The sequence below is a fragment of the Pseudomonas sp. YQ_5 genome, from assembly GCF_043103305.1.
Lineage (GTDB): Bacteria > Pseudomonadota > Gammaproteobacteria > Pseudomonadales > Pseudomonadaceae > Aquipseudomonas > Aquipseudomonas putida_Y.
This window is the reverse complement of record NZ_JBICJS010000042.1, coordinates 56,247-80,226: the sequence shown is the minus strand read 5'-3', so window position 1 is coordinate 80,226 and position 23,980 is coordinate 56,247. Positions and strand designations below refer to the sequence as shown.

The following is a 23,980-nucleotide window of genomic DNA, read 5'->3' as shown; positions in this document are numbered from 1 at the left end:
ATTCCTCCGGTGGGCGTCAGACCGCGAGCGGCTGCTCTTGCAGGCCCGGGCTGCTGACGCGGTAGATGCCGATCTCACCTAGAAGATTAGGCCATAGCCGCCCACCCCACCCATTGCGGTGCAAGTGGTCGACCGCCAGGCGGTCGAGTACCTTGGCTCGGCGTTCGTGCACAAGTTCTTCGAAGTCGGCGAAGGTGCAGAAGTGGATGTTCGGCGTGTTGTACCAGGTATACGGCATGAAGTCCGATACCGGCATGCGGCCTTTGGTCGCCAGGTACCAGCGGCAGCGCCAGTGGCCGAAGTTGGGGAAGGTGATGATGCACTGACGGCCCACGCGCAGCATTTCGTCGAGGATGCGGTCGGGGTACTCCACGGCCTGCAGGGCCTGGGTCATGATCACCACGTCGAAACTGTTGCTGGCGAAGTTGCCCAGGCCTTTGTCCAGGTCTTGTTCGATGACGTTGACGCCCTTGGCCACGCAGGCGGCGATGTTGTCGGCGTCGATTTCCAGGCCATAGCCGGTGACCTGTTTGCGGTCACGCAGCGAGGCCAGCAGTTCGCCGCTACCGCAGCCCAGGTCGAGTACCCGGCTGCCGGCGGGGATCCAGTCGTGGATGATTTCCAGATCGGCTCTCATGCTGTCCTCAGATGGCAATGCGGTTCATGTAGTTCGAGAAACCCTGCATGTAGCGAGGTGTGGGGATCAGGAAGGCATCGTGCCCGTAGGGCGAATCGATCTCCAGGTAACAGACGTTCTTGCGCGCAGCCATCAGTGCGTCGACGATCTCGCGCGAACGGGCCGGAGAGAAGCGCCAGTCGGTGGTGAACGACATGATGCAGTAGTCCGCCGTGACGTGGGCCAGAGTGGCTGCCAGGTCACCCCCCTGCTTGGCGGCCGGGTCGAAATAGTCCAGTGCCTTGGTCATCAGCAGGTAGGTGTTGGCGTCGAAACGGCCGGAAAACTCTTCGCCCTGATAGCGCAGGTAGCTTTCGACCTGAAACTCGACGCTGTGGAAATCGTAGTTGAGCTTGTCGCTTTTCAGCTCACGGCCGAATTTTTCACCCATCGAGTCGTCGGACAGGTAGGTAATGTGCCCGACCATGCGTGCCAGCATCAGGCCGCGCTTGGGGATCACGCCCTGGTCCTGGAACGAACCGCCATGGAACTCAGGGTCAGTGAGAATGGCTTGGCGCGCCACCTCGTTGAAGGCGATGTTCTGCGCCGACAGCTTGGGCGCCGAGGCAATGTCGACGCAATGGCGCACACGCTCGGGGTAGCTGATGGTCCATTGCAGTGCCTGCATGCCGCCAAGGCTGCCGCCCACGACAGCGGCCCACTGCTGGATGCCCAAGCGCTCGCCCAGGCGCACCTGGCTGTGTACCCAGTCCTCTACGGTCAGTACAGGGAAATCGGCGCCATACGGTTTGCCAGTGGCAGGGTTGACGCTGCTGGGGCCAGTGCTGCCGTTGCAGCCGCCGAGGTTGTTCAGGCTGACCACGAAGAAGCGGTTGGTATCGATCGGCTTGCCGGGGCCGATGCAGCTATCCCACCAGCCCGGCTTGCGGTCGGTGGCGGCATGGTAGCCAGCGGCATGGTGGTGGCCGGACAGGGCATGGCAGATCAGCACGGCATTGCTCGCGCTGGCGTTCAGGGTGCCATAGGTCTCGTAGACCAGTTCGTAACTGGCCAGTGAACGGCCACAGGCCAGTGCCAGCGGTTCATCGAACCGGGCGGTTTGCGGTACTACCAGACCGACGGAATCTTCGGGAAAGACAGTTGACATCGACCCTGCTCACGCTTGACGGAGGCGTAAGTCTAAAGAGCGCTACCCCCAGCGGCAAGCAAAGGCTTGCGACTGGGGGCAAGCTGGGGCTGGCGAGCCTCAGATCATTCGCCACAGCTCTTGAGGCATGCCGGCGTAGGCGGCCAGAGGGGGCATGACAAACGACTGGATCACCTGGATCGCCAGGAAGGCGAAGATCGGCGAAATGTCCATGCCGCCCAGATTTGGCACCAGCCGGCGGAACGGCGCCAGCACTGGCTCGCTGATCTGGTAGGCCAGTTCGGCCGCCGGGTTGTGACTGTTGGGTGCAACCCAGGAAACGATCACCATGACGATCATCGCCACCCAGAAAATCTTCAGGAACAGCGAGGTGATGCCGATGATTGCCCACATCAGCAGGTGCAGGACGTCGCCGAAGGTACCGTAGGTGACCATCAGCACGAAGCCCATCAGCAGGGCCTGGATGACCACCGCCAGCAGTAGCGACGAGGTATCCAGCCCGCCAACGCTAGGGATGATCCGGCGGATCGGCTTGAGCAGCGGTTGGGTGGCACGAACTGCGAACTGGCACAGCGGGTTGTAGAAGTTGGCCTTGACCAACTGCAGTACGAAGCGCAGCAGGACGATTACCAGGTAAAGGCTTACCAGGGTTTGCACCACGAAAATCGCGGCGCCTGACAGTGCATTCATCTAAAGCTCCTTATTTGCCCAGTTGTTCGGCCAGCTCGGCGGAGCGCGTGGCTGCAGCCTGCAGCGCCTGCTCGACGATGGCTTCGAAGCCGCTAGCCTGGAACGACTTGATCGCCGCTTCCGTGGTGCCGGCGGGCGAGGTGACGCGGCGGCGCAGTTCGGTGGCATCGACATCGCTAGCAACCGCCATGCGCGCGGCGCCCAGGGCCGTCTGCAAGGTCAGTTGGGAGGCGGTTTCGCGTGGCAGGCCGAGTTTTTCGCCGGCCGCGGTCATGGCCTCGATCAGCAGGAAGAAGTACGCCGGGCCACTGCCAGACACAGCAGTCACGGCGTCCAGCTGCTGTTCCTGCTCCAGCCACAGGGCGGTGCCCACGGCCGACAGCAGTTGTTCGGCCTGCTGACGCTGTTCGCCGGACACTTCAGCGGTGGCGTACAGGCCGCTCACGCCTTGGCGCAGCAATGCCGGGGTGTTGGGCATGCAGCGCACTACCGGGCGAGCGCCCACCCAGCTTTGCAGGCTGGCGCATGTGATGCCGGCGGCGATGGAAACGATCAGCTGGCCATCCTGCAGGTTGGGCTGCAACGCCTGACAGACGGTTTTCATGACTTGTGGCTTGACCGCCAGCACGATGACGTCGGCGCCATCAATAGCCTGGGCGTTGTCCTCGAAGGCTTCAATGCCGTGCTCGGCCTGGATGCGACTGCGGGTGTCGGCGCCGGGGTCGCTGGCGCGGATCTGCGAGGCGTCCAGGCCCTGGGCACGCAGACCACCGATCAGGCTGGCGGCCATGTTGCCGGCGCCGATAAAGGCAATACGTGTCTTGCTCATGTCAGGTCCTTGTGGAAAAGAGTGAGTGAAGCATGGAATCAGGTGTTGCCGTAGTCGCGGGCTCCGAACAGGGCCGTGCCAATCCGTGCCCACGTCGCGCCCTGGGCGATGGCCGCTTCCAGGTCGTGGCTCATGCCCATGGACAGGGTGTCCAGGCCAAGCCCCAGGCCTTCCTGCAACTTGCGCAGGCTGGCGAAGGCGGCCTCCTGGGTGGCGCGGTCTTCGGTGGGTTCGGGAATTGCCATCAGCCCGCGCAGGCGCAGGTTGGGCAGTGCGGCTACGGCTGCGGCCAGCGCGGGCAGGTCGGCCGGGGCGCAGCCGGACTTACTGTCTTCGCCGCTGACGTTTACCTGCAGGCAGATGTTCAGCGGCCCCAGCCCGGCAGGGCGCTGTTCCGACAGGCGTTGGGCAATTTTCAGGCGGTCCACGGAATGTACCCAGTCGAAGTGCTCGGCGATCGCTTTGGTCTTGTTCGACTGAATGGGGCCGATGAAGTGCCAGATCAAGGGCAAGTCGCTGAGCGCCTGCTGCTTTGTCAGTGCTTCCTGTAGGTAATTTTCCCCGAAGTCGCGCACACCGGCGGCATGGATCTCGCGGATAGCGCTGGCGGGCTTGGTCTTGCTCACGGCCAGCAACTGGACGCTGGCCGGATCACGCCCGACTGCCTGGGCAGCACTGGCGATACGGGCGGAAATCGCGGAAAGGTTGTCTGCTAGGGTGGACATGGATCAATGCCGGCAGCTGTAGGGTCTGCGGCATTCTACCTGCTTGAAGGCCTTTGGGGAGTCTCATGGATGTGACCGACCTGTTGGCCCGAGCTGTGGATGCGGGGGCTTCGGACCTGCACCTGGCGACGGGCCAGATTCCAATGCTGCGCCTGGATGGCGAGTTGCAGCGTATGGGCTTGCCGCCCTTGAGCGCGGGTGCCTTGATCGAGGGCATGGCGAGCGTGCTGGATGACCACCAGTGCCAGCAGTGGGCCCAAGGCGATGAACTGGACCTTGCGCTGGAGTTGCCGGCGCTTGGGCGCTTTCGGTTGAACCTGTTTCGCCAGTTGAAGGGCCCGGCGGTGACCTTTCGGCTGATTCCGGGGCGCATTGCCACAGTGAGCGAGCTGGACCTTGCGGATGTGTTTCAAGCTGTTGCGCAATGCAGTGATGGCTTGATCCTCGTCGGCGGGCCGACAGGCAGTGGCAAGTCCAGCACCCTGGCAACGCTGCTCGACCAGCTGAACCGCGAGCGGGCACTGCACATCATTACCCTGGAAGACCCTGTTGAGGTCATCCATGACAGTCAGCGCAGCCTGGTCAACCAGCGTGAGATGGGGCGCCATAGTCGCGGCTTTGCTCAGGGGCTACGCAGTGCACTGCGCCAGGACCCGGACGTGATCATGATCGGCGAGTTGCGCGACCTGGAAACCATTCGTCTGGCCCTGCGCGCGGCCGAAACCGGGCACCTGGTGCTGGCAACCGTGCATGCGCGTTCTGCGACCAGCAGCATCGACAGGTTGGTTGAGGTTTTTGCTGCCGAGGAAAAACCGTTGGTGCGGGCGATGCTGGCCGAGTCGCTGCGCCTGGTGGTCGCGCAGGTGCTGGTCAAGCGTGTGGAAGGTGGGCGGGTGGCTGCGCGGGAAGTGCTGGTGGCGACGCCGGCGGTGCGTAACCTGGTTCGGGAGGGGCGGTTGGCGCAGTTGTCTTCGGTGATGCAGGGCGGGGCGGCGGAGGGGATGCGGACGATGGAGGGGGCGATGCGGCGGCTGAGGGCGAAGGGGGTGATCGGTGATCTCTAGTGCCTGTCAGGGCCTTTTCGCGGGTAAACCCGCTCCCACAGGTACGGCACAGGTTTTAAAGGCTGTGCTGTCTGGGAGCGGGCTTGCCCGCGAAGAGGCCGGACCTGTTAGCGCTTGGCCAGGTTCAGCTGTTGCTGTTCCTTCGGCAGTACCCGCTTGGCCACCACGTAGTGCTTCTGCCAGTAAGGCTTGCTCAAGGTGTCGATACTCACCCGCTTGCCACGGCGTGGCGCGTGGATGAAGCGGTCGTTACCCAGGTAGATGGCGACGTGATTGACCCGACGGCTCTTGATGTTGAAGAAGATCAGGTCTCCAGGCTTCAGATCAGCCTTGGCTACCTTCACCCCGTGGCCCTGGGCCATGGCATTGGAGGTGCGCGGCAGGTTGACGTCAGCGACGTCGTTGAAGGCGTATTTGACCAGCCCGCTGCAGTCAAAGCCTTTTTTCGGGCTGCTGCCGCCCCAAACATAAGGGGTACCGAGCACATTGACCGCACGGCTCAGCACATCGCTGCTTTGCTTAGGCGACATGGCGGCGACATTCGCACCGCGGCTGCTGACGGCGTTGCTTGGGCGGGCGCGCAGCGCGGTCTGTTTGACTGGTGTGCGTTTCACCGAGGCGTTGGTCGTGTAGCCGGTAAAACCATTGGGAAGACGTTGCTCACGATTGGTGGCGTGGGCGGCCAGGGGCAATAATAGGCAGAGGGTCAGCCATGTCTTGATCAAAGGCGGCATAGATGAAGCTCTTATGAATAGTTATGTGTTGGGCGCGCAACTTTATAACAGCTTTTTGATCAATCATTGATCCGTTGGTCGATTGCCCAGTTGCCGTATGTCGGCTTGCGACGAGAAAGTCACATTTTTTCTTAGAAAATTTTCGGATAACCCACAGGGGCTATGAATGAACAGTTATCAACAGGGGGTGCCCTTTCACGACACCCACAGCAAAACCATTGGCTACCTGCTGTGGATTTTCGGCTTCACCGGGTCCCATCGCTTCTATTACGGCAAGCCGATTACCGGGACCATCTGGTTCTTCACCTTGGGCTTGCTGGGCATTGGTTGGTTGATCGACCTGTTCCTGATCCCGTCCATGGACCGTGAAGCCGACCTGAGGTTTCAGTCCGGGCGTATCGACTACAACATCGCCTGGATTCTGCTGACCTTCCTCGGGGTGTTTGGCCTGCACCGGCTGTATCAGGGCAAGTGGATCACCGCGATCATCTACTTCTTTACCGGTGGGTTGTTCCTGGTGGGGGTGCTGTATGACTTCTGGACGTTGAACACCCAGGTGTCCGAGAGGAATGCGGGGCGGGGCTGAGGGTGCCGGGGCTGTTCTGCAGCCCACTCACGGGCAATGCTGCCGATACAAAAAAGGCCTTGTCGCACTGCTGCGGCAAGGCCTTCTTTGTTACTGGCGGGTCTGCCGCTGTTGCAGCAACAGGTTGCTGAAACCGGCTCCAGCCAGCTGCTTCTGTGCCCCGGTCAATTGCTCGCGGTTGCTGAACGGCCCGACCAGCACGCGGTACCAGGTTTCTTCCTTGACCGTACCCGACTCCACCTTCACCGACTGGCCCAGCAGGATGATCTGTGCCCGTACCTTGTCGGCATCGGCCTGCTTGCGGAACGAGCCTGCCTGAAGGAAGTACTGCGTGGTCGCAGCCGGCTTGATCACAGGTGGTGGCGGTGGCGGGGTTTGGCCGAGCAGCGCTGCCTGGGCCCTCGCCGTGTCGATTTTAGCCGCTTCTGCTGGTGTTACCGGGGCTACCGGCTGGGCCGGCACGGGTGGCGTTTTCTCCGGTACGGCTTCCGGCGGCACGATCACCTCAGATTCCGGCAGCAGGGTGTAGAAGTCGTACTTCGGCTTCACCGGCTGTTGCGGGGTAGCTTGCGCTGGCTTGCCGGCTTCGGCCGTTTTCGCCGGCTTCTGCTGCTCGGGTTTGGTGCGTTTGATGTCGTCGCCACCGGGTTCGAGCTTCATCAGGAACACGATGAACGCGCCTACGGTCAGGCCGACCGCCAGCCATACCCAGCCGGGGATCGGCTGTTTGGCCGGTGCCGTCTGGCGGCTGGCGCCGCGTTTCGGGGCAGGTTTTTTCTTGGCAGCCAACTTACATGCGCTCCAGGGTTTCCAGGCCGAGCAGTTCCAGACCTTGTTTGAGGGTGCGGCCGGTCAGGGCGGCCAGGCGCAGCCGGCTCTGCTGCTGCGAAGGGGTTTCGGCAGCGAGGATCGGGCAGTTCTCGTAGAAGCTGGAGAACAGGCCGGCCAGGTCGTACAGGTAGCTGCACAGCACGTGCGGCGTGCCTTTTTCGGCGACGTTGTTGAGAATTTCGCCAAACTGCGCCAGGCGCGCGGCCAAATCTTGCTCGTGGGCAGCTTGCAGCACGATTTTGCCGTCGACTTCGTCAAACCCTTTGCCCAGCTTGCGGAACACGCCGGCTACGCGGGTATAAGCGTACAGCAGGTAAGGCGCGGTGTTGCCTTCGAAGTTGAGCATCAGCTCGAAGTTGAAGCTGTAGTCGCTGGTGCGGTGCTTGGACAGGTCGGCGTATTTCACCGCGCCAATGCCCACCACCTCGCCGATGTGGCGCAGTTCGTCGTCGGCCAGGCTCGGGTTCTTTTCCTTGACCAGCGCGTAGGCGCGCTCCTTGGCCTCGGTGAGCAGGTCGATCAGCTTCACGGTGCCGCCGTCACGAGTCTTGAACGGGCGGCCGTCGGCGCCGTTCATGGTGCCGAAGCCCATGTGCTCCATTTGCATCGGGTGGCTGACGAAGCCAGCGCGGCGGGCCACTTCGAACACCTGGTTGAAGTGCAGGGCCTGGCGCTGGTCGACGAAGTACAGTGCGCGGTCAGCTTTCAATACGTTGCTGCGGTAACGCACGGCAGCCAGGTCGGTGGTCGCGTACAGGTAGCCTCCGTCGGCCTTCTGCACGATCACCGGCAGGGGGTCGCCTTCGCTGTTCTTGAACTCGTCGAGGAACACACACTGGGCGCCTTGGTCTTCGACCAGCAGGCCCTTGGCCTTGAGGTCGGCCACCACGTTGGCCAAGTCGTCGTTGTAGGCGCTTTCGCCCATCACGTCGGCCATGGTCAGCTTGACGTTGAGCAGCTCGTAGGTCTTCTGGCAGTGCGACAGCGAGATGTCCTTGAAGCGAGTCCACAGGGCCAGGCACTCGGGGTCACCAGCTTGCAGCTTGACCACCAGGCCGCGGGCGCGAGTGGCGAACTCTTCCGATTCATCGAAGCGTTTCTTCGCCGCACGGTAGAAGTTTTCCAGGTCCGACAGCTCGTCGCTGGTGATCGGGTTTTCCTGCAAGTAGGCCATCAGCATGCCGAACTGGGTACCCCAGTCACCGACGTGGTTCTGGCGGATGACGTTGTCACCCAGGAACTCCAGCACACGTGCAACGCTGTCACCGATGATGGTCGAGCGCAGGTGGCCGACGTGCATTTCCTTGGCCAGGTTGGGTGCCGACATGTCGATCACCACCTTTTGCGCCGGACCGGCTTTGCGCGCACCCAGGTGGGCGTCGGCCAGGGCGGCATCCAGGCGGTTGGCCAGGGCGTCGGTGTTCTGGAAGAAGTTGAGGAAGCCGGGGCCTGCAATCTCGACCTTGCTGATGTCGGCGCTGGCCGGCAGGGCGTTGATCAGTTTTTCGGCGAGGTCGCGCGGCTTCATGCCGGCCGGCTTGGCCAGCATCATGGCGATGTTGCTGGCGAAGTCGCCGTGGGTCTTGTCCCGGGCGTTTTCCACCTGGATCGCCGGCGACAGCCCTTCAGGCAGCACACCGTCGGTGACGAGTTGGGTGAGGGCTTGCTGGATCAGCTGGCGAATGGTGTCTTTCATGGGGATCTCTTTTCGACCGCAAGCGCGGTGAGCGCCTGGATGCGCAGGTGGAAAAACTGGGCATTATCCGTTGCCGGGAGCAGGTTGCCAACCTTTGGGCGGCAAGCGGGGGGCCACAAGCGGCGAGAAAAAGCGGCATCGCACCCGCCCGGCGCTTGCTTGCCGCTGGTCACTCGCAGCTTGCAGCTCAATACAGGTCTACCGGGTCGACATCCAGCGACCAGCGCACCTGGCGCCCGCTCGGCAACTGTTCCAACACTAGCAACCAGGCGCTGATCAGTCGATGCAACGGCGCCCGGGTATTGGCCTGTATCAACAGTTGCGCGCGGAATCGTCCGGCGCGACGCTCCATGGGTGCCGGTACCGGGCCCAGCAGTTCGATGCCCGGCAGGAGTTGTTCGGCCACCAGGCGCTCGGCGGCGGCACAGGCTTCGTCGAGGAAACCTTCGGCCTGCCCCGGCTTGTGTGCTTCGGCACGCAGCAAGACCAGGTGCGAGTAGGGCGGCAGCCCGGCGGCCCGGCGTTCGTCCAGGGCCTGTTCGGCGAAAGCGAAGTAGCCTTGCTCGGTTAGCTGTACCAGCAGTGGGTGGTCGGCCAGGTGGGTCTGGATGATGACCTTGCCGGGTTCTTCGGCCCGCCCGGCCCGCCCGGCCACCTGGACGATAAGTTGTGCCATGCGCTCGCTGGCGCGGAAGTCGCCGGAAAACAGCCCGCCATCGGCATCGAGGATGGCCACCAGGGTCACCCGCGGGAAGTGGTGGCCCTTGGCGAGCATCTGGGTGCCGACGAGGATGCTCGGCTGGCCGCGCTGGATGGTGCTGAACAAGTTGTGCATGGCGTCCTTGCGCGCCGTGCTGTCGCGGTCCACGCGCAGGATCGGGTAATCCGGGAACAGCACCTTCAGGCGCTCTTCGGCGCGCTCGGTGCCGGCGCCGACCGGGCGCAGGTCGACATGGTTGCATTGCGGGCACTGGTGCGGCAGGCGTTCGTCATAGCCACAGTGATGGCAGCGCAGGACGCCGGAGCGCTGGTGCACGGTCATGCGCGCATCGCAGCGTGGGCATTCGGACAGCCAGCCGCAGTCGTGGCACAGCAGGGTTGGGGCAAAGCCGCGGCGGTTGAGGAACACCAGCACTTGTTGGCCGGCCTCCAGCGTCTGTCGGATAGCCTGCTGCAGCGGGCCGCTGATACCGCTGTCCAGCGGCAGGCTCTTCACATCCAGGCGCAGCATGCGCGGCGGGCGTGCCCCCCCGGCGCGCTGGTTCATGCGCAGCAGGCGGTAGCGGCCGGTCAGGGCGTTATGCAGGGTTTCCAGCGACGGTGTGGCGGAGCCGAGCAGGATCGGGATGTTCTCCTGGTGAGCGCGTACCAGCGCCAGGTCGCGGGCGTGGTAACGCAGGCCTTCCTGCTGTTTATAGGAGCCGTCGTGCTCTTCGTCGATGATGATCAGGCCGGGGGTTTTCATCGGTGTGAACAATGCCGAACGGGTGCCGATGATGATATCGGCCTCGCCATCCCGTGCCGCCAGCCAGGCATCCAGACGTTCGCGGTCGTTCACCGCAGAGTGCAGCAGGGCAATGCGCGCGTTGAAGCGTTGCTCGAAGCGCGCCAGGGTTTGCGGGCCGAGGTTGATCTCCGGGATCAGCACCAGCGCCTGCTTGCCGGCTTCCAGGGTTTCGCGGATCAGTTGCAGGTAGACCTCGGTCTTGCCACTGCCGGTGACGCCGGCCAGCAAGAACGCGCCGAAGCCGCCAAAGCCCTCGCACACGGCGTCGAAGGCATCGCGTTGTTCTTCGTTGAGTGGCAGTTCCGGCTGTGCCAGCCAGTGCTCATGGCGTTGTGCCGGCAAGTGGCGGCGCGTCTCGACCTGCACCAGATCCTTGGCCAGCAGCAGGTCGAGGCTGTCCTTGTTCAGATTGAGTTTGGCCAGCAGGCTGTGGGCCACGCCGTGCGGGTGCTGGGCCAGGGTCTTGAGGGCGTCGCGCTGGCGCGGCGCGCGGGCAATGCGCGGGTCTTCCAGGCGGGCGCCAGGGGCTATATGCCAGAAGCGTTCCTGGCGCATTTCGGCGGCTTCGCCCTGGCGCAGTAGCGTGGGCAGCGCCCAGCTCAGGGTATCGCCCAGGCTGTGCTGGTAGTACTGGGCGGTCCACAGGCACAACTTGAACAGCGACGCGGGGATGGGGGACACCGGGTCGAGCAGGGCGCTGGCCGGCTTCAGTTTGTCGGCGGGCACTTCGCTCTGCGTGCACACCTCTATCAGCACGCCGATCATTTCGCGGCGGCCAAAGGGCACGCGGATGCGCATGCCAGGGGTCAAGGTCTGGCGCGCCATGCTCGCCGGCGCCTTGTAGTCGAACAGGCGCCGCAGCGGAGAGGGCAGGGCAAGGCGCAGGATGACGTCGGACACGCGGAAAGTCTCGGAGGGCGTTACAAGGACTGGCGAGCCTAGCAGACGACGGTCGGTGCAAGCGACATCTTGCGCTGACGGTGTGCTCTGGTATTATTCGCCGCCTAATTACGTGCGGTATTCAACAATTGGTGTTGGGTGGCGGCACGCAGCTCGAGGAAGTGACCATGAAAGAAGGTATCCACCCGAACTACGAAGTAGTTGCAGTCACCTGCAGCTGCGGTAACAAGTTCGAAACTCGTTCGACCCTGGGCAATGTCCTGTCGATCGACGTTTGCAACCTGTGCCACCCGTTCTACACCGGTAAGCAGAAAGTTCTGGACACCGGTGGTCGCGTACAGAAGTTCGCCGATCGCTTCGGCATGTTCGGTGCCAAGAAGTAATCATGCGCATGGCGAATCCTTCGGGTTTCGCATTGTTGCTGAAGAAGGCGCCCCTTGTGGGCGCCTTTTTTGTGGGCGTTATCTGGCATTTCCCGGTCCTGGCGTTCTGCCCACTGCCGGACAAGCCCCAATGGGTAGCGGTACGACAGGTGGTCGATGGCGACACCTTGCGTCTGGTCGATGGCCGCAGTGTGCGGCTGATCGGCATCAATGCACCGGAAATCGGTCGCAAGGGGCGTACCAGTGAGCCTTATGCCGAAGCTGCCAGGCGGCGATTGCAGGCCTTGGTAAAGGCCAGTGACCATCGCGTCGGGCTGGTGCCTGGTGTTGAAGGCAAAGACAAGTACGGTCGCACACTGGCGCACATCTACAGCCGCAATGGCGACAATCTGGAAGCACAATTGCTTAGCGAGGGCTTGGGCTATCGCGTGGCAATTGCCCCTAATGTGCGCTTCAGCGGCTGCCAGCAGCTTGCCGAACAAGCGGCGCGCCAGGCTGGTGTTGGGCTGTGGCGGCGTTCACCCGTGGTGCCTGCAGGCGATGTCAGGCAGTCAGGTTTCGCTGTTGTACGTGGTCGTATCGTAGGCATTGAGCATAATCGTGGCGGGGTCTGGCTGACCCTGGGCAATACCATGGTGCTGCAGGTTCCCGCTCGTCTGCAGCGCAACTTCCCCGCCAGCTTCTTCGATAACCTCAAGGGACACCAGGTCGAAGCGCGCGGCTGGGTGCTGGATCGTTCCCGCAGGGGAGGCCTCAAGCCCGGGCAGCGACGCTGGGTGTTGCCGTTGACCGATCCGAGCATGCTGGCGCGCATTTCAGGCTAAAAGATGTAGACATTTCGATAGTGGATTGTACACACTGTAGGTCGTATGCCCCCGTGGGTTGTAGCGTAAAGTCGTAGGCTAAAGGCCTTGACACAAGTGACCGGCCAGTCTTGTGGCTCCCCGGCTCTTTGCGTATCCTCGGCGGTCCGTCAGAACAGTAAATAGCGGAATGCCCACCATGTCAGACCTGAAAACCGCCGCTCTCGAATATCACGCTCAACCTCGTCCGGGGAAACTGAGCGTTGAACTCTCCAAGCCCACTGCCACCGCCCGTGATCTCGCCCTGGCCTACAGCCCAGGTGTTGCAGAGCCGGTGCGCGAAATTGGCCGTGATCCAGAGCTGGCTTACAAATACACCGGCAAAGGCAACCTGGTTGCGGTGATTTCCGATGGCACTGCCATCCTCGGTCTGGGTGATCTTGGCCCACTGGCTTCCAAGCCGGTCATGGAAGGCAAGGGTGTTCTGTTCAAGCGTTTCGCCGGTATCGATGTGTTCGACATCGAAGTCGAGTCGGAAAGCCCGCAAGCGTTCATCGACACCGTTCGCCGCATTTCGATCACCTTCGGTGGCATCAACCTTGAAGACATCAAGGCACCTGAGTGCTTTGAAATCGAACGTACCCTGATCGAACAGTGCGATATTCCGGTGTTCCACGATGACCAGCACGGTACCGCCATCGTGACTGCCGCTGGCATGATCAACGCCCTGGAAATCGCCGGCAAGAAACTGGAAGACGCCAAGATCGTCTGCCTGGGCGCCGGCGCTGCTGCCATCTCCTGCATGAAGCTGCTGGTAAGCATGGGTGCGAAGGTCGAGAACATCTTCATGATCGACCGTAGTGGCGTGATCCACGCTGGCCGTGACGACCTGAACCAGTACAAGGCGCAGTTCGCCCACGCGACCGACAAGCGCACTCTGGCCGACGCCCTTGACGGTGCCGACGTGTTCGTAGGCCTGTCTGGCCCGAACCTGCTGAGCCCAGAAGGCCTGAAGTCGATGGCTGCCAACCCGATCGTGTTCGCCTGCTCGAACCCGGACCCGGAAATCTCCCCAGAGCTGGCGCATGCCACTCGCAATGACGTGATCATGGCGACCGGTCGTTCCGACTACCCGAACCAGGTCAACAACGTGCTGGGCTTCCCGTTCATCTTCCGTGGTGCTCTGGACGTTCGCGCCAAGCGTATCAACGAAGAGATGAAGATCGCTGCCGCTATCGCCCTGAAAGACCTGGCCAAGCTGCCAGTGCCGAAGGAAGTTTGCGAAGCCTATGGCGTTGAAGGCCTGGAGTTCGGCCGTGAGTACATCATTCCGAAGCCGCTGGATGCACGCTTGATCACCGTCGTTTCCGATGCTGTGGCCAAGGCTGCCATCGAATCTGGCGTGGCTACCCTGCCTTATCCGAAGCACTACCCGCTGACCAGCGTGGATGAAGTGTTCAACGGCTGATTGCAGCAAGCGACATAAAAAAGCCCCGGCTCGCATGAGCCGGGGCTTTTTGTTGGGGCATTGGAATTGCGAGGTGGTTGTCACACTATATTTGGCGCTTGATTGGCGCGCCCACGCATATCCTGGATAAGGCGCCCTGTTTCAGAACAGATCCATCGGCGTCGCTTCATCGGCTGGCAGCGGGCTGCCCGGTGCCACGCCATTGCCCAGTTCGTCCACCGACGGCGGCGAGTCTTCGGCTTTGAACAGCTCGAAGTAGGCATTCGGTGTGCTCGGCGATGCGGCTCGACCGCTGACCGGGTCGACGCGCAAGCTGAGAATGCCTTCCGGCTCTGCCGGGGCGTGCGCAGGCTTGTCCTTGAGTGCCGCGCCCATGAAGTTCATCCAGATCGGCAGGGCCGCAGTCCCGCCATATTCGCGGCGGCCGAGGGTTTCCGGCTGGTCGAAGCCGACCCAAACGGTAGTCACGTAATCGGCGTTGTAACCGGAGAACCAGGCGTCCTTGGATTCGTTTGTGGTCCCCGTCTTGCCCGCCAGGTCGGTACGGCCCAAGGCCAGGGCCCGGCGGCCGGTGCCGCGCTTGATCACATCCTGCAGCATGCTGGTGAGGATGTAGGTGGTACGCCCGTCGATGATCCGTTCGGCCACTGCTGGCGTTTGCGGTGCCGCGGCCACCTGGCTGACGGCAGAAGGTGCCTCGCCTGGCATGGCGGCAGTGCTGATTGGCTGCTCGGGGGCGGCCAGGCCCGCCTGGTCCTCGGCACCTTGCGGTACGCGGGGCGGGTTGGCGGTGAACAGTGTCTCGCCGCTGCGGCTTTCGATGCGGTCGATCAGGTACGGGGTGATCTTGTAGCCACCGTTGGCAAAGGTACTCCAGCCGGTGGCGATCTCCATCGGGGTCAGGGTGGCGGTGCCCAAGGCCAGCGACAGGTTGCGCGGCAGGTCCTGTTTGTTGAAGCCGAACTTGGCGATGTAGTCGATGGTGCGGTCCACGCCCATGGCTTGCAGCAGGCGGATCGACACCAGGTTGCGCGACTTGTACAGCGCCTCACGCATGCGGATAGGGCCGAGGAAGGTGTTGTTGTCGTTCTTCGGTCGCCACACTTTATCCACCGACTCGTCAACGAACACGATCGGCGCATCGTTGACCAGGCTGGAAGCGGTGTAGCCGCTGTCCAGCGCGGCGCTGTAGACGAATGGCTTGAAGCTTGAGCCCGGTTGGCGCTTGGCCTGCACGGCGCGGTTGTAGTTGCTCTGCTCGAACGAGAAACCGCCAACCAGGGCGCGGATGGCGCCGCTGTTCGGGTCGAGGGTGACCAGGGCGCTTTGCGCAGCGGGTACCTGGCTGAACTTCAACGTGCCATCTTCGAGGCGTTGCAGGCGCACCAGGTCACCGACCTGGGCCACGTCGGCCGGCGATTGCGGTGCGCGGCCCTGGGCGTTGTTGTTGATGAACGGACGCGCCCATTTCATGGTGTCCCAGGCAACCTGCGCCTCTTGGCCGTCGCGGGTCAGCACCTTGAGGCCGGTTTGTTCCACCTGGGTGACAATGGCTGGCTCCAGGCCGCCAAGGGTGCGTTGCTTGCCCAGCTCCTTCAGCCAGGCTGCCTGGGTGCGGCCCGGGAAACGTGCTTCAGGGCCACGGTAGCCGTGGCGCTCATCGTAGTCGGAGAGCCCTTTGAGGACGGCCTTGTTGGCCATTTCCTGCATGTCACTAGGCACGGTGGTCGTGACGCGGAAGCCTTCGGTGTAGGCGTCGCTGCCGTAGCGGCCGACCATTTCCGCGCGGGCCATTTCGGCGATGTACGGGGCATTCACCTCAGGCGTCGGCACGTGGTAGCTGGCATTGAGCGGCTCGGCCAGGGCGGCCTGGTAGCTGGCCTCGTCGATCTTGCCCAGCTTGTACATGCGTCCGAGGATCCAGTCGCGACGCTCTTTGGCGCGCACCGGGTTGGCCAGCGGGTTGAAGCGTGACGGTGCCTTGGGCAGGCCGGCGATCATCGCCATCTGCGCCAGGCTCACGTCACGGATGGACTTGCCGTAATACACCTGTGCAGCTGCATCGATACCGTAGGCGCGGTTGCCCAGGTAGATCTTGTTCACGTACAGCTCAAGGATTTCGTCCTTGGTCAGCTCACGCTCGATCTGCAGGGCCAGCAGGATTTCGTTGGTCTTGCGTGAGAAGCTGCGCTCGCTGGTGAGGAAGAAGTTCTTCGCCACCTGCATGGTGATGGTGCTGCCGCCGGTCTGGATATGACCGGTTTTCACCAGCTGGGTCGCGGCGCGCATCAGGCTGCTGGGGTCGACACCATAATGGTTGAGGAAATTGTCGTCCTCGGCTGACAGCAGCGCCTGAATGAATTGTGGGGGAATATCCGCGAAGCGGATCGGCGAGCGGCGCATTTCGCCGAATTCGGCAATCAGCTTGCCATCGCTGCTGTACACCCTGAGGGGGATCTGCAACTGGATGCTTCTGAGGGACTCGACCGAGGGCAGGCTGGGGCTAAGATACAGAAACGCACCGCTCACACCGAGTACGAGCGCGCAGATGACTGCGACGGAAGACCACCAGAAGAACTTCAGCAGACGTATCAAGGCTTTTCGGTGTCCAGGTTGGGAGTGGATTGCACGCAGGTCCGGTGGACCAAAAAACGCTGGGCATTATAAGCATTTTTCGCCTCTCCGGGTGACCGGCCAGGCTACCCGTCGACTCGATGAGTAGCCCCGGCCCAGTGTTGCCGCGGGGTTGCGACAGGCAGTTGCGTTTGGCAGCTGCACCAAACAGCAAAGGAGTCGCGATGCTTGGACGCTTCGGCAAGGATGCCGGTTCACTCGTGGGGGTGGAAATTACCCCCGACGCCGTTCGGATAATGCAACTGCAACAGCGCAATCGGCGCTGCCGTGTGATGGGGTCGGCACAAGAGCTGTTTCAGGCGCCGCTGGCCGATGACTGGGCTGCGGAACCTGACGTGGTGGCGGCTGCGCTGCAGCGAGCATACCGGCGCAGCGGCCTCAGGCAACGCCGGGTAGCACTGGCGCTGCCGGCCAGTCAGGTTATTTGCAAGTTGTGCCATCTGCCTGTGCAGCAGGACGGGGCACAGTTGGAGGCGCAGTTGCTTGCCGATGCAGAGCGGCTGTTTCCGTTTCCGCTGGAAGATCTGGCCCTGGATTTTCAGGTCATGGGCGCTTCCCATGCCCAGCCAGGTTGCTCCGAGGTGATGGTTGCCGCCTGTCGGCAGAGTGCGCTGGCGTCACTCGAAGCCGTCGTCGAGGAGGCGGGCTTGCAGTTGGAAGCCGTCGAGGTCGACAACATTGCCTTGTGCCGCATGTTGCCACAGGGCGGCCTTGAGGGCGCAGCACTGCTGCGTGTCGAAGCCCGCAGCGTAACCCTTCATGACTGGCAGCCCGGCAGGGCCTACCAGCGCTGTGAGCTGCAAACGGCTGGCCCGGACATGCACGGGCAATGGCCAGAGCGCCTGCAGGCTTGGCTTGCCGGGCAGGGCCTGCCTGCGCGGTTGTGGGTTGTCAGCAGCTCATCGGTCAGTCCGGACTGGCTGCAGGGCCTTGGCAGCCGGCTGAATGTGCCGTGCACGTACCTGCCTGGTCTGGCAGGGCTTGAACATGTTGATGGGTCGATGCTCCTGGCCAGCGCCTTGGCCTTGGGAGGGTTGCGTCCATGATGCGGCTGAACCTTCTGCCCTGGCGCGAAAGGCAGCGTCAGGCGGCGCTGCGGCGCTTTCGAGGCCAGCTGGTTGCTGGCGCACTGTTGGCTTTGTGCGCCGTGATGCTGGTCGATCAGCTGGCCCGCCAGCGCGGGCAGCAGCAGGTGTTGGCCAATACCCAGCGCCAAGCGACCCTTGATGTACTGGGTGAGCAGGTGCAACCGCTGGCCGAGGTACGTGCACAGCATGAAGCGATACTTGCCCGTGCGGTGGCTTTGGAAGGCCTGCGCGCCCATCAGGATGTATTGGCCGGTGTGTTCGCCGACCTTGAAGGGGCGCTGCCTGAAGGTGTGCAGCTACTAGACCTGAGCCTTGATAGTGACCGCTTGCAGATGACAGGGGTGGCTGCGTCTGGTGCTGTGGTTGCGCAGTTCATGCGCGACTTGAACCGCTCGAACGCTTTGCTCGATCTGGAACTCAAGCACATCAAGAGCCTGCCGGACGGCGATGAGTTTTTGCTGACCGCTCGCGTTGCGGCGTTTTGGTCGTGAGTGCAGCACAAATGGTCGCTTGGCTGGCGGTGGTCGAGCGCTCAGGCCGCTTCCGACGGCTGGCGCCAGTGCTCGTAGCTGTTGTGCTGTTCGGCCTCGGCTGCGCGATACGCCTGCCCCCACTGTTACAGCAGCAGGCGCGGGAGGAGGCCAGGCATGTCGAGCTGAGCCAGCTGCAGGCAGCCAGTGCATCGCAGTTGGCAGAACTGGAGCGGCTGAAGGCTTCAGTGGTGCTTGCCGAGCAACGGTTGCAAGAAGCGCACTGGTATCTGGCAGCCGGGGAAAGCATGAGCGACCTGCTTGAGCGTCTGGCAGTGTCGGGGCATGCGCATGGCTTGCTTGTCGAGCGCCTGGATGTAAGTGAGGGCGAGCAACAGGCCGGATTCAGCAAGGTACCGCTGGAGGTGCAAGTGGTAGGGCGTTACCCGGCCTTGCGGCTGTGGCTGGACGAATGGTTAGGGCAGGCGCGGATTCTGCGCAGCGGTGACATGAGCCTGGCAACCGTTGATCGCCAGCCTGGGCTGTTGCGCCTGCGGTTGCGGGTTGATGCCTATCATGCGGCAACGCCCATGAAGGCACCCGCAATGCTGGCGCACCTGCCGGCAAGAGCCGCAATGGCTGCGCCTGAGGTGGACCCGTTTGCCCCTGCTATGGCGCGAGTGGCCAGTACTGGCCTGGTCGGCGTGCCTTTGGCACAGCTGGAGATGGTCGGCAGCCTGGCGCGCGGGACGGCACGCGAGGCGCTGCTGATGGCGGCTGGCAAGCTCTATCGCGTGCGCCCGGGGGACCGGGTAGGGCGCGATCAGGGGGTAGTGAAGCATATAGACCAACGTCAGGTCGAAGTGCGTGAGCGGCTTTTCATGGCGGGGGTATGGCACGAGCGCACGGCGTTCATCACCCTCGCCAAGCGCCTGGGCAAGGAGGCCTCGGACCCGAATGAAAACGTGGATGAAATACCTGCTGGCAACCCTGCTGTCGATCCCGCTGGCTTCGGCGACGCCTTACCAGGGTGAACCCCTGTCGCTGAACTTCCAGGATGTAGAGGTGCGTGCAGTGCTGCAGGTGCTGGCTGACTACGCCGGCGTCAACCTGGTCGCCAGTGATGCAGTACAAGGCAGTGTCACTTTGCGTTTGCAGGACGTGCCGTGGGATCAGGCGCTTGACCTGGTGCTGCGCAGCAAGGGCCTGTCCCGGCGCCAGGAGGGTAATGTGCTGTTGGTGGCGCCTGCAGCCGAGTTTGCCGCGCAATCAGCAGATGCCCGGGTGAGTCAGGTGCTGGATGCGCACCAGCAGCCATTGCGTCGGGAGCTGCTGCCCATTCACCACGCCAAGGCCGCCGATTTGGCGCAGTTGCTGCAGGCAAGTCTGGAGGGTGACGGCATCCCCACGGGTAGCCTGAGTGTCGATGAGCGCACCAATACGCTGGTGGTGTATCTGCCCGCTGAACGCCTGGCCGAGTTGCGCCAGCTGGTGGCGCAGCTGGATGTGCCGGTGCGCCAGGTAGCGATCGAGGCGCGTATCGTCGAGGCCAACGTCGATTATGAGAAAAGCCTGGGGGTGCGCTGGGGCGGGCCGCTGTACGGCGAGAAGCTGCGGCCCGGCAAGGAATTGTTCGTCGACCTCGGCCTGGAGCGTGCCGGCAGCAGTATCGGCCTTGGTTTGTTGCGCGGTGACGTGTTGCTGGACCTGGAACTCAGTGCCATGGAAAAAAGCGGCAACGGCGAGATCATTTCGCAGCCCAAGGTGGTCACGGCTGACAAGGAAACGGCGAGGATCCTCAAGGGTACCGAGGTGCCTTACCAGGAAACGAGCCAAAGCGGCGCTACCTCGGTATCGTTTCGCGAAGCCTCTCTGTCGCTGGAAGTAACGCCACAGATCACCCCGGACAACAAGGTGATCATGACCGTCAGGGTGACCAAGGACGAGCCGGATTACGTCAATGCCTTGAACAACGTACCGCCGATCCGCAAGAACGAGGTCAATGCCAAGGTTCGTGTGGCGGACGGCGAAACGATCGTGATCGGTGGCGTCTACTCGACTTCGCAAAACAATGTGGTCGACAAGGTGCCATTTTTCGGCGATCTGCCGTATGTTGGGCGGCTGTTTCGACGCGATGCATTACAAGAGAAAAAATCCGAGCTGCTGGTCTTCCTGACTCCGCGTATCATGAGTGACCAGGCGATTGCTGTGAGTCGTTGATTCTGTGCGAAATTTGATACTTGTGGGGCCCATGGGCGCTGGTAAAAGCACCATCGGACGCCTGTTGGCCAAAGAGCTGCGCCTGCTGTTCAAGGATTCCGACAAGGAAATCGAACTGCGATGCGGCGCAAACATCCCGTGGATATTCGACAAGGAAGGCGAGCCGGGTTTTCGTGATCGCGAGCAAGCGATGATCGCCGAGCTGTGCGCGCTCGACGGTGTGGTCCTGGCCACCGGCGGTGGCGCGGTAATGCGCGAAGCCAACCGCCAGGCGCTGCATCAGGGTGGCCGGGTGATCTACCTGCATGCTTCGGTCGAACAGCAAGTCGGCCGCACCGCGCGCGACCGCAACCGCCCGCTGCTGCGCACGGCCAACCCCGAGGCGACCTTGCGCACTTTGCTGGAAACCCGCGACCCGCTCTATCGCGAGATCGCCGACCTGGTGGTTGAAACCGACGAGCGGCCACCACGCATGGTGGTGATCGATATTCTCGAGCGCTTGCAGCAGTTGCCGCCCCGTTAACCCGGGACTATTCTCGGCCACCAGCGCCGAGGCGAGGCTCAACGTTACCGCGCAGGTCGCCGGATGGCGCCGCGCCCAAGTACATTGTGGGGATACATGCAGACACTAAAGGTCGACCTGGGCGAGCGTAGCTACCCGATCTACATTGGCGAAGGCCTGCTGGACCAGCCCGAGCTGCTGGCACCGCACATCGCGGGTCGGCAGGTTGCCATCGTTTCCAACGAGACCGTCGCGCCGCTGTATCTCGAACGCCTGAGCAAGGCCCTCGGTGCCTATTCGGTACTGCCAGTGGTGTTGCCCGATGGTGAAGCCCACAAGAACTGGGAAACACTGCAGCTGATCTTCGATGGCCTGCTGACAGCCCGCCATGATCGTCGTACTACGGTGGTCGCTCTGGGCGGTGGCGTGATTGGTGACATGGCTGGCTTCGCTGCCGCTTGCTACCAGCGCGGCGTCGACTTTATCCAGGTGCCAACGACCCTGTTGTCCCAGGTCGACTCTTCCGTGGGTGGCAAGACCGGCATCAATCATCCGCTGGGCAAGAACATGGTCGGTGCCTTCTATCAGCCCAATGCGGTGCTGATCGATACCACCAGCCTCAAGACCCTGCCAGCGCGCGAGCTGTCTGCAGGCCTGGCCGAAGTGATCAAGTACGGCCTGATTTGCGACAAGCCGTTCCTCGCCTGGCTCGAAGACAATATGCAGGCACTGCGTGCCCTCGATTCGGCCGCCCTGACCGAGGCCATCCGCCGCTCTTGCGCGGCCAAGGCCGCAGTGGTGGGCGCCGACGAGCGCGAGTCTGGCGTACGGGCCACGCTGAACCTGGGGCATACCTTCGGGCATGCTATCGAAACCCACATGGGCTATGGCGTGTGGTTGCACGGCGAAGCCGTGGCGGCGGGTACCGTGATGGCCCTGGAAATGTCCATGCGCCTTGGCTGGATCGACCAGGCTGAGCGCGATCGTGGGATCCGCCTGTTGCAGGACGCAGGTTTGCCGGTGGTGCCACCACAGGAAATGACCCCGGCGCATTTCATGGAGCACATGGCGGTCGACAAGAAGGTGCTCGACGGTCGTTTGCGTCTGGTGCTGCTGCGCCAGATGGGCGAGGCCGTGGTGACCGACGACTATTCGAAAGAGATTCTTCAGGCCACGCTGTCGGCGGATTACCGCGCGATCGTGGCCCAGCTTTGAGGTTGTGACAGCGCAATGACAAGTTTGCATGCCGATGAGGCCTTTCTCGACCATTACCAGTTGAGCCATGATCCATTCGCGCCCCGCGTACCTGGCTTCAAGTTCTTCCCGGCCCAGCGCAAGCCTGTGCTTGGCCAACTGCACCACCTGGCGCGCTATAGCCAGTTGATGCTGGTGGTCAGTGGCCCATTGGGCAGCGGCAAGTCGCTGTTGCGCCAGGCCCTGGTGGCCAGCACCAACAAGCAGGCTGTGCAAAGTGTGGTGGTGTCGGCCCGCAGCGCCAGCGATGCCTCCAGTATGCTCGCGCAGGTCGCGCAGGAGCTGGGTGTGGCCCAGCCCGAGGTACAGGCGATCCTGTCGAAGGTGGTGCAGCTGGCACTGACCGGGCAGGAAGTGTATTTGCTGGTGGACGATGCGGAACAACTCGACGAGTCGGCACTCCAAGCGTTGCTGGAATTGGCGGCGGGGGTACCTGAGGGGCGTCCGCACGTGTTTCTGTTCGGTGAGCCATCGCTGATTGCCGGGCTGGACGAGCTCAATGTCGAGGAAGAACGTTTCCACATCATCGAGCTTGCGCCCTACAGTGAAGAAGAAACCCGCGAGTACCTGGAGCAGCGCCTGGAAGGGGCTGGCCGGGGCATCGAGGTGTTCAGCCGTGAACAAATCGCCGATATCCATGAAAACTCCGACGGCTGGCCTGGCAACATCAACCAGGTCGCCCGTGACACTTTGATCGAAGCGATGATCGCCAGCCGCTCGACGGCCAAGCGACCAACCATGGGGTTCAAGATGCCTAAAAAACATGTGCTCGCGCTGTCCGCTGTGGTCGTGGTTGCCGTTGCGGCCGCGGTATTGATGCCCAAGAAAGGCGACAAGGCCCCCGCCGAAGCGCCGGCCGCCCAAGCCCAGTTGCCGCTGGGTGACGGTAAGCAGGGCGCTGCCATCGAGTTCTCCGGCTCCTCCCAGCCAATGCCGCTGCCACTGGTTGGCCAGTCGCAGCCGGTGATGCGCGAACCGCTGGCCCAAGCCGCAGGCATGGGCGACGGTGAAGAGGGAAGCCCGGCGGGCGACACCGCGCTGCAGCCTGGCAACCCGCCACCGACCGTAACCACCATCGCCCCGCCACAAGGTGTGCCGGCTGGCCCGGCGCCTGCGCAGCCAGTACAGTCGGTTGCGCCTGAGCCGAAGCCTGTTGCAACCCAGCCCGCCAAGCCGGTTGCGCCTGCCAAGCCAGCGCCGACCCAGGTCGCCGTGGCCAAGCCGGCCGGCAAAGCCGCCGAGAAACCAGCAGCCGCTAGCGCTGGCAACGGTGGCTGGTATGCTGGACAGAAGCCGGGCAATTATGTGGTGCAGATCCTCGGAACCAGCTCCGAAGCGTCGGCCCAGGCTTACGTCAAGGCCCAGGGTGGCGACTATCGCTACTTCAAGAAAAACCTGCAGGGCAAACCCCTGTACGTCGTGACTTACGGCAGTTTCGCCAACCGCGACGCAGCGGTTGCAGCAATCAAGAACTTGCCAGCGAAGGTCCAGGCTGGTAAACCTTGGCCACGTACCGTCGCCAGCGTCCAACAAGAGCTGGCTGCGGCCCGCTGATACCTTCCGGGCGGCATCACCCCGCCGCCCAGTAGCTAAGCGAATTCTAGCTTTCGACTAGCCTGCTGCGCCCGAGCGCGGCAGGCTTTTCTGTCCCGGACTGCCGGCCACAAGCCCCTAGTTGCAGTCATGGCTGAAACGCTTCAGACTCGAGTCAAGCCGATATCACGGCGCATGGCGCAAAAACATTCAAAATTGCGACATAAATTTTCAATGCCGAGACATGAAAATTTGTGGGCATCGCTGTCGCTGTGCAAC

22 protein-coding genes are annotated in these 23,980 nt (G+C 62.7%); 12 read left to right on the top strand and 10 right to left on the bottom strand.

Annotation, left to right across the window (positions count from 1 at the left end):
- Positions 1-16: 16 nt before the first annotated feature.
- The 5 genes from metW to ACF8EA_RS07240 all read right to left on the bottom strand — a co-directional run bounded on the left by metW (position 17) and on the right by ACF8EA_RS07240 (position 4,028).
- Complete coding sequence (gene metW, locus ACF8EA_RS07260) at positions 17-637, bottom strand: methionine biosynthesis protein MetW (protein ID WP_021783664.1); 621 nt, start codon at positions 635-637, stop codon at positions 17-19.
- Positions 638-644: 7 nt separating this feature from the next.
- Positions 645-1,784: a homoserine O-acetyltransferase gene (locus ACF8EA_RS07255; protein WP_021783665.1), complete on the bottom strand. Its 1,140-nt coding sequence runs from the start codon at positions 1,782-1,784 to the stop codon at positions 645-647.
- A gap of 99 nt (positions 1,785-1,883) precedes the next feature.
- Complete coding sequence (locus ACF8EA_RS07250) at positions 1,884-2,474, bottom strand: YggT family protein (RefSeq protein ID WP_012053960.1); 591 nt, start codon at positions 2,472-2,474, stop codon at positions 1,884-1,886.
- Positions 2,475-2,484: 10 nt separating this feature from the next.
- Complete coding sequence (gene proC, locus ACF8EA_RS07245) at positions 2,485-3,303, bottom strand: pyrroline-5-carboxylate reductase (RefSeq protein WP_392521385.1); 819 nt, start codon at positions 3,301-3,303, stop codon at positions 2,485-2,487.
- A 38-nt stretch (positions 3,304-3,341) separates the two neighbouring features.
- Positions 3,342-4,028: a YggS family pyridoxal phosphate-dependent enzyme gene (locus ACF8EA_RS07240; protein ID WP_392521384.1), complete on the bottom strand. Its 687-nt coding sequence runs from the start codon at positions 4,026-4,028 to the stop codon at positions 3,342-3,344.
- A gap of 65 nt (positions 4,029-4,093) precedes the next feature.
- Between ACF8EA_RS07240 and ACF8EA_RS07235 the strand changes: the two genes are divergently transcribed.
- Complete coding sequence (locus ACF8EA_RS07235) at positions 4,094-5,092, top strand: type IV pilus twitching motility protein PilT (RefSeq protein WP_392521383.1); 999 nt, start codon at positions 4,094-4,096, stop codon at positions 5,090-5,092.
- 107 nt (positions 5,093-5,199) lie between these two features.
- Here the strand turns inward: ACF8EA_RS07235 and ACF8EA_RS07230 are convergent, their stop codons facing one another.
- Positions 5,200-5,826: a C40 family peptidase gene (locus ACF8EA_RS07230; protein WP_392521382.1), complete on the bottom strand. Its 627-nt coding sequence runs from the start codon at positions 5,824-5,826 to the stop codon at positions 5,200-5,202.
- 166 nt (positions 5,827-5,992) lie between these two features.
- On the opposite strand from ACF8EA_RS07230, the gene ACF8EA_RS07225 reads away from it, so the two are divergent.
- Positions 5,993-6,412, top strand: a complete 420-nt coding sequence (locus ACF8EA_RS07225) for a TM2 domain-containing protein (protein ID WP_028697535.1) — start codon at positions 5,993-5,995, stop codon at positions 6,410-6,412.
- 90 nt (positions 6,413-6,502) lie between these two features.
- Here ACF8EA_RS07225 and ACF8EA_RS07220 read toward each other — a convergent pair whose 3' ends face one another.
- The 3 genes from ACF8EA_RS07220 to ACF8EA_RS07210 all read right to left on the bottom strand — a co-directional run bounded on the left by ACF8EA_RS07220 (position 6,503) and on the right by ACF8EA_RS07210 (position 11,346).
- A complete protein-coding gene (locus ACF8EA_RS07220) occupies positions 6,503-7,201 on the bottom strand; it encodes an SPOR domain-containing protein (protein WP_053870424.1) in 699 nt (232 codons plus the stop codon).
- Between the two features lies 1 nt (position 7,202).
- On the bottom strand, positions 7,203-8,939 hold the full coding sequence (argS, locus tag ACF8EA_RS07215) for an arginine--tRNA ligase (protein ID WP_209969416.1): 1,737 nt from the start codon (positions 8,937-8,939) through the stop codon (positions 7,203-7,205).
- Positions 8,940-9,126: 187 nt separating this feature from the next.
- Complete coding sequence (locus ACF8EA_RS07210; RefSeq protein ID WP_392521380.1) at positions 9,127-11,346, bottom strand: primosomal protein N'; 2,220 nt, start codon at positions 11,344-11,346, stop codon at positions 9,127-9,129.
- Positions 11,347-11,513: 167 nt separating this feature from the next.
- Here ACF8EA_RS07210 and rpmE point away from each other — a divergent pair, with 167 nt between their 5' ends.
- The 3 genes from rpmE to ACF8EA_RS07195 all read left to right on the top strand — a co-directional run bounded on the left by rpmE (position 11,514) and on the right by ACF8EA_RS07195 (position 14,000).
- A complete protein-coding gene (gene rpmE / locus ACF8EA_RS07205) occupies positions 11,514-11,729 on the top strand; it encodes a 50S ribosomal protein L31 (protein WP_003249127.1) in 216 nt (71 codons plus the stop codon).
- Between the two features lie 2 nt (positions 11,730-11,731).
- Complete coding sequence (locus tag ACF8EA_RS07200) at positions 11,732-12,553, top strand: thermonuclease family protein (RefSeq protein ID WP_392521379.1); 822 nt, start codon at positions 11,732-11,734, stop codon at positions 12,551-12,553.
- A gap of 178 nt (positions 12,554-12,731) precedes the next feature.
- Positions 12,732-14,000 carry a malic enzyme-like NAD(P)-binding protein gene (locus tag ACF8EA_RS07195; RefSeq protein ID WP_003249133.1) on the top strand — a complete coding sequence of 423 codons (1,269 nt, stop codon included), beginning with the start codon at positions 12,732-12,734 and terminating at the stop codon, positions 13,998-14,000.
- Between the two features lie 141 nt (positions 14,001-14,141).
- On the opposite strand, the gene ACF8EA_RS07190 is transcribed toward ACF8EA_RS07195, so the two are convergent.
- Positions 14,142-16,592, bottom strand: coding sequence for a penicillin-binding protein 1A (locus ACF8EA_RS07190; RefSeq protein ID WP_392521467.1), 2,451 nt, complete (start codon positions 16,590-16,592; stop codon positions 14,142-14,144).
- 206 nt (positions 16,593-16,798) lie between these two features.
- Between ACF8EA_RS07190 and pilM the strand changes: the two genes are divergently transcribed.
- The 7 genes from pilM to ACF8EA_RS07155 all read left to right on the top strand — a co-directional run bounded on the left by pilM (position 16,799) and on the right by ACF8EA_RS07155 (position 23,722).
- Positions 16,799-17,680, top strand: coding sequence for a type IV pilus biogenesis protein PilM (pilM, locus tag ACF8EA_RS07185; protein WP_392521378.1), 882 nt, complete (start codon positions 16,799-16,801; stop codon positions 17,678-17,680).
- A complete protein-coding gene (locus ACF8EA_RS07180) occupies positions 17,677-18,213 on the top strand; it encodes a PilN domain-containing protein (protein ID WP_392521377.1) in 537 nt (178 codons plus the stop codon). The genes pilM and ACF8EA_RS07180 overlap by 4 nt, the downstream gene beginning before the upstream one ends.
- A gap of 11 nt (positions 18,214-18,224) precedes the next feature.
- Complete coding sequence (locus ACF8EA_RS07175) at positions 18,225-19,226, top strand: pilus assembly protein PilP (protein WP_392521466.1); 1,002 nt, start codon at positions 18,225-18,227, stop codon at positions 19,224-19,226.
- Positions 19,150-20,412, top strand: a complete 1,263-nt coding sequence (locus ACF8EA_RS07170) for a type IV pilus secretin PilQ (protein ID WP_392521376.1) — start codon at positions 19,150-19,152, stop codon at positions 20,410-20,412. Before ACF8EA_RS07175 ends, ACF8EA_RS07170 begins: the two co-directional genes overlap by 77 nt.
- Before the next feature lie 4 nt (positions 20,413-20,416).
- Positions 20,417-20,935, top strand: a complete 519-nt coding sequence (gene aroK / locus ACF8EA_RS07165) for a shikimate kinase AroK (protein ID WP_010955625.1) — start codon at positions 20,417-20,419, stop codon at positions 20,933-20,935.
- A gap of 96 nt (positions 20,936-21,031) precedes the next feature.
- Positions 21,032-22,129, top strand: a complete 1,098-nt coding sequence (aroB, locus tag ACF8EA_RS07160) for a 3-dehydroquinate synthase (RefSeq protein WP_003249149.1) — start codon at positions 21,032-21,034, stop codon at positions 22,127-22,129.
- Positions 22,130-22,144: 15 nt separating this feature from the next.
- On the top strand, positions 22,145-23,722 hold the full coding sequence (locus ACF8EA_RS07155) for an SPOR domain-containing protein (RefSeq protein ID WP_392521375.1): 1,578 nt from the start codon (positions 22,145-22,147) through the stop codon (positions 23,720-23,722).
- The last annotated feature ends 258 nt before the right edge of the window (positions 23,723-23,980 follow it).

Coding starts and splice junctions, on each gene's coding strand:
- ACF8EA_RS07200 (WP_392521379.1), top strand. CDS start 11,732: ATGCGCATGGCGAATCCTTCGGGTTTCGCATTGTTGCTGAAGAAGGCG.
- aroB (WP_003249149.1), top strand. CDS start 21,032: ATGCAGACACTAAAGGTCGACCTGGGCGAGCGTAGCTACCCGATCTAC.
- ACF8EA_RS07170 (WP_392521376.1), top strand. CDS start 19,150: ATGAAAACGTGGATGAAATACCTGCTGGCAACCCTGCTGTCGATCCCG.
- ACF8EA_RS07230 (WP_392521382.1), bottom strand. CDS start 5,826: ATGCCGCCTTTGATCAAGACATGGCTGACCCTCTGCCTATTATTGCCC.
- ACF8EA_RS07155 (WP_392521375.1), top strand. CDS start 22,145: ATGACAAGTTTGCATGCCGATGAGGCCTTTCTCGACCATTACCAGTTG.
- argS (WP_209969416.1), bottom strand. CDS start 8,939: ATGAAAGACACCATTCGCCAGCTGATCCAGCAAGCCCTCACCCAACTC.
- ACF8EA_RS07250 (WP_012053960.1), bottom strand. CDS start 2,474: ATGAATGCACTGTCAGGCGCCGCGATTTTCGTGGTGCAAACCCTGGTA.
- ACF8EA_RS07225 (WP_028697535.1), top strand. CDS start 5,993: ATGAACAGTTATCAACAGGGGGTGCCCTTTCACGACACCCACAGCAAA.
- ACF8EA_RS07255 (WP_021783665.1), bottom strand. CDS start 1,784: ATGTCAACTGTCTTTCCCGAAGATTCCGTCGGTCTGGTAGTACCGCAA.
- pilM (WP_392521378.1), top strand. CDS start 16,799: ATGCTTGGACGCTTCGGCAAGGATGCCGGTTCACTCGTGGGGGTGGAA.
- ACF8EA_RS07195 (WP_003249133.1), top strand. CDS start 12,732: ATGTCAGACCTGAAAACCGCCGCTCTCGAATATCACGCTCAACCTCGT.
- rpmE (WP_003249127.1), top strand. CDS start 11,514: ATGAAAGAAGGTATCCACCCGAACTACGAAGTAGTTGCAGTCACCTGC.
- ACF8EA_RS07240 (WP_392521384.1), bottom strand. CDS start 4,028: ATGTCCACCCTAGCAGACAACCTTTCCGCGATTTCCGCCCGTATCGCC.
- proC (WP_392521385.1), bottom strand. CDS start 3,303: ATGAGCAAGACACGTATTGCCTTTATCGGCGCCGGCAACATGGCCGCC.
- metW (WP_021783664.1), bottom strand. CDS start 637: ATGAGAGCCGATCTGGAAATCATCCACGACTGGATCCCCGCCGGCAGC.
- ACF8EA_RS07235 (WP_392521383.1), top strand. CDS start 4,094: ATGGATGTGACCGACCTGTTGGCCCGAGCTGTGGATGCGGGGGCTTCG.
- ACF8EA_RS07175 (WP_392521466.1), top strand. CDS start 18,225: ATGGTCGCTTGGCTGGCGGTGGTCGAGCGCTCAGGCCGCTTCCGACGG.
- ACF8EA_RS07180 (WP_392521377.1), top strand. CDS start 17,677: ATGATGCGGCTGAACCTTCTGCCCTGGCGCGAAAGGCAGCGTCAGGCG.